The 11,330-nt window shown below is 53.2% G+C and carries 7 protein-coding genes and 1 pseudogene; all 8 read left to right on the top strand.

Annotation, left to right across the window (positions count from 1 at the left end):
* The coding region (locus tag O3C43_22530) for a TIM barrel protein (GenBank protein MDA1069269.1) at positions 1 to 688 on the top strand (688 nt) is incomplete at its 5' end.
* Positions 689 to 750: 62 nt separating this feature from the next.
* Positions 751 to 2,190 carry a sulfatase-like hydrolase/transferase gene (locus O3C43_22525; protein MDA1069268.1) on the top strand — a complete coding sequence of 480 codons (1,440 nt, stop codon included), beginning with the start codon at positions 751 to 753 and terminating at the stop codon, positions 2,188 to 2,190.
* A gap of 63 nt (positions 2,191 to 2,253) precedes the next feature.
* Entirely contained in the window at positions 2,254 to 3,660 is a 1,407-nt protein-coding gene (locus O3C43_22520; GenBank protein ID MDA1069267.1) for a Gfo/Idh/MocA family oxidoreductase, read from the top strand.
* Between the two features lie 78 nt (positions 3,661 to 3,738).
* A complete protein-coding gene (locus O3C43_22515; protein ID MDA1069266.1) occupies positions 3,739 to 6,606 on the top strand; it encodes a c-type cytochrome in 2,868 nt (955 codons plus the stop codon).
* Positions 6,607 to 6,637: 31 nt separating this feature from the next.
* Positions 6,638 to 7,339 carry an orotidine 5'-phosphate decarboxylase gene (locus O3C43_22510; protein ID MDA1069265.1) on the top strand — a complete coding sequence of 234 codons (702 nt, stop codon included), beginning with the start codon at positions 6,638 to 6,640 and terminating at the stop codon, positions 7,337 to 7,339.
* A 180-nt stretch (positions 7,340 to 7,519) separates the two neighbouring features.
* Positions 7,520 to 8,542, top strand: coding sequence for a zinc-binding dehydrogenase (locus O3C43_22505; GenBank protein ID MDA1069264.1), 1,023 nt, complete (start codon positions 7,520 to 7,522; stop codon positions 8,540 to 8,542).
* 390 nt (positions 8,543 to 8,932) lie between these two features.
* Positions 8,933 to 9,649 (top strand): annotated as a pseudogene (locus O3C43_22500) (hypothetical protein).
* 101 nt (positions 9,650 to 9,750) lie between these two features.
* Positions 9,751 to 11,007 carry a hypothetical protein gene (locus tag O3C43_22495; GenBank protein ID MDA1069263.1) on the top strand — a complete coding sequence of 419 codons (1,257 nt, stop codon included), beginning with the start codon at positions 9,751 to 9,753 and terminating at the stop codon, positions 11,005 to 11,007.
* Positions 11,008 to 11,330: the final 323 nt, after the last annotated feature.

The following is an 11,330-nucleotide window of genomic DNA, read 5'->3' as shown; positions in this document are numbered from 1 at the left end:
TAATCTCCAATGGGGAGCCCCGGGGCTAACGGTCAATATCCGCACCGATTCGGAAGAGGAATACCGGCGTGGTATCGACGAACTCCCAAACGTGGCGGAGGTGTTGGGTCGGGCGGGAGCCAAACGTATCCGCACTTATATCACACCGCGACACGACCACCTGACCTACCGCATGCTTTTCCGCCGTTATGTCCGGAGAGTTCGGGAAGTGGCGAGTATTCTTGATGATGCTGGTTTGCGCCTGGGACTCGAGTATGTGGCCACCCGGCACCTGAGGACTTCGGGCCGCTACACGTTCATCTTCACGCTGGCTGAAATGTTGGAACTGATCGAGGAAACGGGAAAATCCAATGTCGGAGTCGTCCTGGATTCTTTTCATTGGCATAACGCGCGTGAAACGGAAGCGGATATCCTTCAGTTAAAAGGATCGGATGTAATTTCCTGTGACTTGGAAGACGCTCCCGCCGGAATACCCATCGACGAACTGACCGATGCTCCACGCGCCCTCCCAGGCACCACGGGAGTCATTGACCTGAAAACATTCCTCGGTGCCTTGGTGCGAATCGGCTATGACGGTCCTGTCCAGGTGGAGCCTATGTTGGCTGAGTTTAGAACGATGCCCGCCGAAACCGTGCTGAGGCAAACAGCGGATTCACTGCGTCAATCACTCCTGCTTATTAATAACTAAAAATGGAAATGACAGGGTAAGCATTAACCTTTCCGGACAACCCCAACCATAATAGTCACTCCATGCATAGAAATTCCCATGCTTTTCTCGCGTTGCTCTGCCTCGCCGTATTCGGTGCGAGCTGTGCAAAAAATTCCCCTGCTCTCGAAAGACCCAACATCGTCATTATAGTAGCCGATGATATGGGCTGGGGAGATGTGGGTTTTCACGGGAGCCCTATTTCCACGCCGGGCATAGACCGCCTCGCACTAGAGGGAATGGTGTTGGACCGCTTTTATGTGTTTCCGGTTTGCTCACCGACACGGGCCGGGTTGATGACCGGGCGTTATCCCATTCGTTTCGGTTTGATGAAGGCCGCAATCCCGCCCCATAGAAACTTTTCCATGGACGAGGAGGAAGTGATAATACCCCAGGTGTTGGCCAAAGCGGGCTATAAGCATCGGGGGATCTTCGGAAAATGGCATTTGGGGCACACCCACATCAAATACACACCCACCCGGCGCGGCTTTACGGAGTTCATGGGCCACTACAACGGTGCCATCGATTATTTTACCCACCAGCGCGATGGAGAGTTGGACTGGCACCGGAATGAGGAAAGCTACTATGATGAAGGCTACGCCACAGACCTTATCGCCGATGCCGCCTCCAACTTCATCCGGAAACATGCGAATGCAGGACCTTTTTTCTGCTATGTTCCGTTCAACGCTCCCCACAGCCCCTTTCAAGCAAAAGAGGAAGATATCGATCGCTATCGCTCACTACCGGAATTGCCTGCCAATACCACTAACAAGCAGTTCAGACCGACCTATGCCGCCATGGTGGATTGCATGGATCAAGGGATTAGCCGCATTCTCCAGGCCATCGATGAGGCGGGTATTGCCGACAATACCCTGGTCTGGTTTTTTTCAGACAACGGTGGCACCTCCGATGCGGGGGACAACCGGCCATTACGGGGCAGAAAAGGAGATGTATTTGAAGGAGGAACCCGCGTGCCCTCGGTCGTTCGGTGGCCGGACAAAGTTCCTGCGGGAACAAAAAGCGAGGCCAGATTGGCCGTCGTGGATGTCCTGCCTACTTTGATCGAGTTGTCCGGAGTGACCCAACCACATGGAAAACCTTTGGACGGAATCAGCGCACTTGATATCCTAACCGGCAAGCGCACACATACGGACAGGGATGTGTTCAATTACATAGGCTCGCGGGGAGAGGAGCATGAACAAATCTCCCTGACGACAGCCGAGTCATGGAAGTTGGTTGTCCAAGGACCCAATATTATCAACCAAAACCTAAACGATTCCCATAGACGGAAATTCCTGTTCCGGATCGATCAGGATCCCAACGAGACAGTGGATCTGGCGCATGAGTTTCCCGAACGTGTGAGTTCCATGTATGAGCGTTTGCTGGAGTTCCGCTCGCTGCAACCTCCCAACGCCATCGCTCCGTATGTGGACCCAACACCCGGTTTCAAAGCGCCACCGGAATGGAAGGTTCCCGGTAATTAAATTCAGGAGAAAAATACAGCTCGAAACGGTGTTAAAAATTCAAAATTCAAAAAGATGAAACGCATGAAAAATTCAAAAGTATCGATTCCCCGTCGGGATTTCCTGCAGAAATCCTCCGCCATCGGGGCCGGGCTTATGGTGGTTCCCAGTTTTATTGTCGGACAATCCCCAAACCAGCTTGCCCCCAGTGAAAAACTCAACATCGCCTTGGTCGGCGTCGGCGGGAGGGGCCGGGTCGCCTTGCAAAGCCTTTTGGAGGAGAATATCGTTGCTTGTTGCGATGTCCACCAATCCGCGTTTACCACCCACCCCTACAATACCCAGGGACAATGGGGCAAGGAATTCTCGGGCAATCTCTCCAAGATAAAACAAAAGGGTACGCGGTGGTTCAATGATTACCGGGTCATGTTCGAAAAGATGGCCGACAAAATCGACGCGGTGGTTGTGACGACCCCGGATCACATGCATTTTCCCATTGCTCTATCAGCGGTAAATCTGGGGAAACATGTCTATTGTGAAAAGCCGATGACCCATACCGTGGAAGAAGCGCGCCTGTTGACGCTGGCGGCCAAAAAAGCAGGGGTGATCACTCAGATGGGTAATCAGGGCCACTCGAACAGTGGAACCCGTTCTGTCCGTGAGTGGATACAGGCCGGAGTGATCGGCAAAGTAAGAGAGGTTCATTCCTGGACTAATCGGCCCGGTTGGCCCCAGGGAATGGAAGCTCCGGACCATTCGCAAGGCGCTCCTGAAATCCCGGACGGGCTCCAGTGGGATTTGTGGCAAGGGGTGGCGAAAAAACGCGCCTACGACCCCGCTTACCTGCCGTTCAACTGGCGGGCTTATTTTGATTATGGTTCGGGGGCTTTTGGAGATATGGCCTGTCACATCATGGATGTCGCCTACTGGGCTTTGGATCTAGGTTATCCGGATTGGCTGGAGGCGGCGGCGACACCCCTATCCAGCGTTTCCTTTCCTCAGGCGTCGATGGTCACCTACCACTTTCCGTCCCGGGGTAAAATGCCGGAGGTTCTTTACAAATGGTATGACGGCCGGTTGCAGCCACCCCTTCCTGCATCCGTTCCCGAAAAGGAACGTCCGCAACGTGGCAGTGGCACGTTCATCATTGGAGAGGAAGCCGTGATTATCAGTGACGAATACGGGGGAAGCGTTCGTATATCCCCGTCGGAAAAATTCGAGGAGTTAAAGGAATCGCTACCACCAAAAACGATCCGCCGAATCAAAGGTGATCACCACAACGAATGGGCGAACGCCATAAAGGAAAACCGGAAAGCCAGCTCGGATTTCAGTTATGCTGGTCCCTTCACCGAAATGGTTCAATTGGGCAACATCGCATCGCGAATGGGAACACGTCTGCATTTTGATTCCAAGAGAATGCAATTTACCAAGCTGCCCAATGCCAATCAATTGCTGCGCAAGGAATATCCGGATGGCTGGATATTAAGCTAAGGTTATACATCGCCAACCCGAACCGTGAAACAAAGAAGCTTCACAATATTCTGTATTGCATGCTTACCCTTTTACCATTTGCCTGCATACAAAGCGGGAGACCCGATCCCTTCCGATTTTCTAATGCCCGATCCGCTTCCCCTGCGGGAAGCTGTCGCCAGCATTCAAGTTCCCCAAGGTTTCAAAGTGGAGTTGGCCGCAGCCGAGCCCTTGGTCCAGGATCCCATTAATATCGACTGGGGACCTGATGGAAAACTCTGGGTCGTGGAAATGGGGGACTATCCGACGGGAGTTGGTCCGGACGGCAAACCTGGAGGGCGGGTTCGCTATTTGGAGGATCTGGATGGTGATGGGCGTTACGACAAATCGACAGTGTTTTTGGATGGGCTGCTTTATCCTACCGAAGTCAAAGCTTGGCGCAATGGAGTCCTTGTTACTTCGGCACCAGACATACTGTATGCGGAGGATACCGACGGCGATGGAATCGCCGATTCCGTTAATTCCCTATATACCGGGTTTAAAAAAGGGAACTCCCAACATCTTGTTAACACCCTAAGTTTCGGATTGGATAACTGGATCCACATGGCCAATGGGGACAGCAATGGGCAGATTCGATCACTCAAATCTGGAAAAACAGTCGATATCTCCGGACGGGACCTCAAAATCAAACCCGATACGGGAGACATTGAAACTCTTACCGGTCGCACTCAATACGGCCGATGCAGGGACGACTGGGGAAACTGGTTTGGTTGCAATAACTCCAAACCTAATTTCCACTTCGTCCTCTCGGATCTATACCTGCGCCGCAATCCCTTTGTCATTTATCCCCAGGGAGTGGTTTTGGTTCCTGAAATCCCCTATGCACCTCCTATTTTCAGGATCAGCAAGGTGGAGAGCCGCTACAACAATGCAGGTGCTGATCACCTAATCACCGGTGCCTGCGGATTAAATATTTACCGGGATATCATTTTGGGTCCGGAATTTTATGGGAACACCTTCGTAAGTGAATCCGTCCACAACCTGGTACATCGCCAAGTCATGCGGCCTATGGGAACCACTTTTTCCAGCTCCCGCGCAGCAACGGAGCAAACATCCGAATTCCTTGCCTCGACCGACACATGGTTCCGGCCAACAGTATCGCGCACAGGACCCGATGGCGCGCTCTGGGTGGTGGACATGCACCGCTATGTGATAGAACATCCCGAATGGATTCCCGAAGAGTGGCTGGCTGTTCTAGACTTACGAGCGGGCAGTAACCTGGGACGCATATACCGTGTCGTGCCCAGACACAATCCGGTGCGTTCCATTCCCCGATTGAATTCGCTTTCCACTCCAGAACTGGTCCAAGTCCTAAGCAGTCCCAACGGGATTCAGAGGGACATGGCTCAACAATTGATCATCGAGCAAAAAAGCCCCAGGGCGATTCCGGAACTTGAAAAGTTGATTCAGAATCCGGCAAGCGAACTTGGAAGATTGCATGCCCTTTGCACACTGGACGGTCTGGGTAAGCTGCGTCCAGAAATTCTAGCCCATGCTTTGAACGATGAGTCACCCGAAATTCGCCGCCACGCGGTTCGCATCAGTGAATCCTTTGTGGAAACTTACCCCTGGCTTTTGGATGAGTTGATCTCACTGGTGAAAGAAAATTATCCTCCACTGTTACAACAATTGGCGTATACACTGGGAGAATGGCCCCAGAAAAGGGCTGGTGCGGCATTAGCGGAACTAGTCCTCCTTCATGGAAAGGATCCTTATCTTTTGGCCTCAGCCCTAAGTTCCGCAGTTCCGCATTTGGAAAATCTGGTGGCTATCCAAGGCGAAACGGGAAACATGCCATCGCCGACATTTGAGTCCGATTTGATGGCCATCGCTTTGGGAATTGAACACGAATCCGCATTAATAAAACTCCTTCGCGGCGCACTCCATCCGGATACTCCCGGTCAACGCCGATTTGAAAGAGTGGCCCAATTGCTGAGAGCCTTGGAAGTCAGGAAAAGTTCACTGGAAGAACTGGCGGAGAAAAGCTCACCGGAATTGCAGGAATTACTTCAAACCTGTGCCTCCGTTATCGCATCCGCCCCGGAAATTGTTAGTGACGGGAAACGCCCCATCCAGGAACGCATCGGGGCCATAGCGGTATTCGGTAAGGACCCCGGCGGAAACCTCAGCGGATTGCCCAGCTTGTCCGCATTACTTCTACCGGAAACACCGGTAGAGCTTCAAATGGCCGCGGTTAGCCGGCTGGGGGAAATAAATCATAGTAAGGCTGAGAATATCATTGTCGAGAGTTGGAGTCAATTTGGTCCAACGCTTCGATCCTCGGTTCTAAACCTCATGATCAATCATACCAGATTGACCCGCGTCCTGCTTGATTCGGTCGAATCAGGCCTGATCCCTGCTTCAGCAGTGGATGTGGCACACCGTGATCGACTTTTCAAATCACCATTTCCCGCCGTCCGGAACCGGGCCGAAGAAGTATTCGGGGGTGAGGTTAATCAGAACCGACATGCAATACTTGCCAAGTATGAAGCCACCTATAAAATGCGGGGTGATCCAGAACAGGGCCGCCTTTGGTTCACCTCCTTCTGCTCCGTTTGCCACCAGGTGAAGGGTATTGGCCGTCCCGTGGGTCCCGACCTTGCGGCCTTGACGGATAATTCCATTAAAGCCTTGCTGACAGGAATTATTTTACCCAATCAGGCGGTAGAGGACAAATTCCTGCTTTATGACCTTCGATTAAAGGATGGAACGGCACTGTTGGGGATGTTACAGAATGAAACCGGAAACAGTGTCACACTCGTCGGTTTGGATGGAAACGAACAGATCATTCTTCGATCCGAAATCCAATTAATGTCCTCAACAGGCCGCTCCCAAATGCCCGAAGGCCTCGAAGCGGTTTTGAATCCTCAACAGATGGCTGACATACATGCCTTTATATCACAATGATCCAGCGTAAAACGAATTGTAGAATAACTCCATGAAACCCATCGTTCAAATATCCCTCGACATCATAGAAATCGCGGAAGCCCTGTCCACCGCCGAAATGGCCATGCGGGCCGGGGTCGACTGGCTGGAGGCCGGCACCCCGCTCATTATCGCCGAAGGCATGCATGGCGTCAAGGCACTGCGTAGCCGTTTCCCCGATACGCCCATCGTGGCCGACCTGAAAACCATGGACGGGGGCTGGCTGGAGGCGGAACTTATGGCCAAAGCCGGAGCCACCCACGTCGTCGTCATGTCGCAGGCCCATGAGGAAACCATTCGTTGCGTGGTCAAGGCAGGTAAGGACCTGGGGATTAAAATCATGGGCGACAACCTGGGCAGCAGTAACATGGTCGACGGCGCCAAACTGCTGGCCGACCTCGGCTGCGATTTTGTCATTCATCACATCGGCTACGACGAACGCCGCGGTATTGCCGCCCGCGGGGAGCGCATGCCCAATCCTCTCGACCAACTGCGGGAAATTGTTCAGGCGGTCCATGTGCCCGTTCAGGCGGTGGGAGGCCTAACCATAGAGCAAGCGATCAGGACCCCTGAGTTCGGTGCCCCCCTGGTGGTGCTCGGAGCCCCCTTGACCATCGACGCCGATTCCTTCAAAACGGCCGAAGGCGATCTGGAAGCCTCTTTGCGGATAATTTGCAACGCCGTGCACGCCTATGGGGATGTTCCCATCAATTAATTCTCACACCTCGGTTCAAATTAGTAATCCTGCACAGTGTAATGATTCATGGAGTGTCCGAAACTGGTAGGGTGGTTCTGGCTTCCGAGCATGCGATATAACCCAAACCTCCGAAAGACAACGGCTTTCCCAGCAATCGAGTGCTGTCACAATCCCATTCTCACTACTCACCTATAATTTATGTTCCATCCCGCAGTCGTCAATTACCAGAACAAGCACAAAGCCGTCGAACTCCGTGAGCTCGAGAAGCCTACCATCGGCGACGAGGATGTGCTTCTCCAGGTCAAGGCCGTCAGCGTATGCGGCAGTGACCTCCACCAGTGGCAGGCGGTACACGGCTGGCCGGTCAATTATCCGGTCGTGCTGGGCCATGAATTTGGAGGAGTCATCGCCGAAATCGGCAGTCGGGTAATCGGATGGAAGGAAGGCGATCGCGTGGTCAGCGAAACCGCGGCCGTCATCGACCCCAACAATCCCATGACCCGGAAAGGACTCTACAACCTTGATCCCACCCGCAAAGGTTTTGGATACGGGGTAAACGGAGCGATGACGAAATTCGTCCGGGTTCCGGCCCGGTGCCTTCACCGCATCCCGGAAGGATTGGCCTTTGAAAAAGCCGCCCTGACCGAACCGTGTTGTGTCGCTTACAACGCGGTCATCCACCATGCCGACATCAAGCCGGGCGACCGGGTCGCCGTGATGGGGCCCGGCCCCATTGGCCTGCTCTGCGCCGCCATGGCCAAACTCTGCGGAGCCGAGGTGGCCGTGGTGGGCTTGGAGACGGACCGCAAACGGCTGAAGGTCGCCGAAACCTACGGCTGCACCGCCCTTGTGGATGGCCTGGAAGACTGGGCCTACGCCGTCGATGGATTGGGAGTCGATGGCGTCATCGACGCGGCCGGTGTGTCCAAAACGCTGGAAATCGCCCTGAAAATCACCCGCCCGGCAGGCTGGATCAGCAAGGTCGGCTGGGGCCACCAGCCCCTGGGCTTTTCCCTCGATCCGCTGGTCCAGAAAGCCATCACCCTGCGGGGTAGCTTCAGCCATAACTGGCCCATCTGGGAACGCGTCCTGCAGCTCCTGGCCACCGGGCAACTGAACCTCGATCCGGTCATCGGCGGGGTCTGGCCCCTCGAAGAGTGGCACACCGCCTTTGAAACCATGCATTCCGCTGAAATCGTTAAATCCGTTTTGATACCATGAGCCTGGGGGGTAGAGAATAAGGTGGTAGAGAATAAGTATGGCGCATATGGGGTCATTATGGCGCATATGGGGTCATATCTTCATTATTGACATAAATCAATTGTATGGCGCATATGGGGTCATATCTTCATTATTGACATAAATCAATTGAGCATCTTCTTTCATCCGCATGGCACGGAAGTTAAGAGCAGAGTACCCTGGAGCGTGTTATCACGTTATTAATGGGCTCTCGTGGTCATGTCGCAACTGCGTTGCTCGGTAGTGGTAATTTCCAATCCAAAATCTTTTTAGCCAGGGGTGCGGCAGAGGCGTTTGAAAGAACCTTGTTGTTATTCTGCGCTACGCTTGTAGATGTGTTGCAACTGAAGTTGCTCGGTACAAGCCTGCGAACGCTTTGATTGGAAGCTGAGCGCTTATGTAATCATGAGCAACCACTTCCACTTGGCGGTGGAAACTCCAGAGCCGAATCTAAGTCTCGGTATGAAATGGCTGCAGGGAACTTGGGTGATGCGCAACAACCGGTTTCGACGTCGAACCGGACGACCGTTCCAGGGCCGTTTTAAAGGGATCCTCCTCGAACCTGAAGCCCTTGCACCTGTGACAAGCTATATTCATCTCAATCCTCAAAGAGCCGGTATTGAATCGGTTGAGCAGGTCGGGGAATACCGATGGAGCAGTTTGTCCTGGTATCTGAAAAAGCCCCGGCCGGGATTTCTGAACATGGATGCCGTGTTGTCTGCCATTGGTGGTATCAAGGATAGCAAATATGCTCATAAAAAATACCTGGATTACCTGAAGTTTCTGGCAGAAAACGAACCTGGGAAGAAGACCTTGGCCTTTGATAAATTAAGTAAGGGGTGGTGTTACGGTTCTAAAGAGTTTAAGAAAGAGGCAATTTTACAAATAAAGCAAAAGGGTGCCGATCTGGACCGATCCGGATTGTTGGGAATAGATTCCGGGAACATTCAGGAAGCTAAGGGCATAAGGAACAGGGTCATATCTTCATTATTGACAAAATTCTTCCTTTTCTTCCACTCAGCTCCTTTTATCAACTCCAATCCCCAACGTACTGAATTAATGAATCCGGTCCTCCATTCCCAAATCTGACCCCTGTTTTCTGTCAATAATGAAGATATGACCCCGTATTTCTCCCCCACTTACTTTTATTTGAAAATGCCTCGAAGCTCAATCAACGGATTCGTATACCCATGAACAAACAACGCCCCATCCTTCTCTTCGCGATCCTCTCTCTGGCGGTAGCCGCGCCGTTCTCAATGGCCCAAGCCCAACAGCTTTCCGAAGCGCGATTGGCACAACTGCTCGAACGTTTTCCGGAAACGGATGCGAATGGCGATGGCAAACTGACCGAGGAGGAGTATCAGGCCGCCCGCCAACAGTCCCAGAGAGACGCGGAGCGCAATGCGCGTCAGGCCGCAGCCGCGCAAGCGATACCGACATTCGATCCTGGATGGGAGGAAGATGAATTTCCACCGCACGCGGTCAGTCTCAAAACGCCCGAAGAGATCATGGCGATTTACAAGCGGGGCGAGGCGGGGCGCACCTACGCGGAAGCGAGCGACGCCATGTCCTTTCCCGAGCAAGCCGACGGTATCCTACGCATCGTGGGAACGGGCCACAGCTTTACCGCACCCGGCTATAGAACTTTGCCCGCCATCACCCGGGCCGCTGGTTTCGAGCAGCCGCTTTCCTTGCACAATGGCGGCGGGCGCACGGGCAGCGTGAGCTACAAGTGGGAGCAGGAAAACGGCATTTTCGAATTTGACGGCAAGCCCTTGCCCAAGCTCCTGGCCGCTATTTCCAACGCGAAATGGGAGGCGATGATCTGGGGGCCCTACAACGGAGATCGTCCGAAATTCTACACGAGCTGGATCGATTTCTGCGAACAATACAATCCTGGCATGAAGTATTTTGTCATCGACGGCTGGCCCACGCTCTCTCAGGTCCAGATGGTCTTCAAACGGAAAGGAAACCCGGAATCAGAATCCTTCTTTACGGATGAGGTCTTCGACCAACTCAACGAGGTCGCGAACACGGGTTTTGCGGGTCTCGTGAAAACACTGCGCGAAACAACCGATGAAGTATACATCCTGCCTACGCGCGCTGCCATGACGGAGGCGGCCAAGCGGTTCAAGCGGGGAGAGCTTCCCGGTGTCGAAGGCCTGTATAAGGTGATTGGCGGAAAAGAAAGTTCTATCTGGGCAGACCAACGCGGCCACTTGGGCCCCGGCTTCGACCGCCTGGAGGGTTATGTATTCTACGCCACGCTCTACGGTAAATCCCCTGAACTTATTTCAGCACCTATCAAGTTCGACCAGAAACCAGGTTTCCTAGACGCCGACATGGACAAAATCTTCCGTGAAATCGCCTGGGCGGCGGTGGTGGAGCACCCCCTCTCCGGCGTTACAGACAAGAACGGGAATGGCATCGGTGATCATCTGGAGTAGCGATCGGAGAGTTCTTCCGCGGTCGAAGTTTCTTAATAGAGTATAATCTGCTAGAACTTGTATGTGTCGGGACGTGGTCCCTCGGTACCCTGTGGTTGTTGTTCGCTTCGCTGTCGTCCAAGGACTCGGTACTGCCACAGGGTTATAATCTCACTTTCGATCAATCGCGGTGCGGTCCTAGCCGAAGGGTAGGACAGAAAACCTTTGATACCACGTGGTCTCGCCAGGTGGAGGGGAGAACCAATGGGGTCATAGGTATAAACCGGCCGCATCGGTAACACATTTACCGGGCACATAGGTTACAGTTAAACTGGGGGTTATGC

The organism is Verrucomicrobiota bacterium (assembly GCA_027622555.1).
Classification (GTDB): Bacteria; Verrucomicrobiota; Verrucomicrobiia; order Opitutales; family UBA2995; genus UBA2995.
Note: the sequence above shows the minus strand (reverse complement) of the source record. Positions and strands in the feature narration are given on the sequence as shown.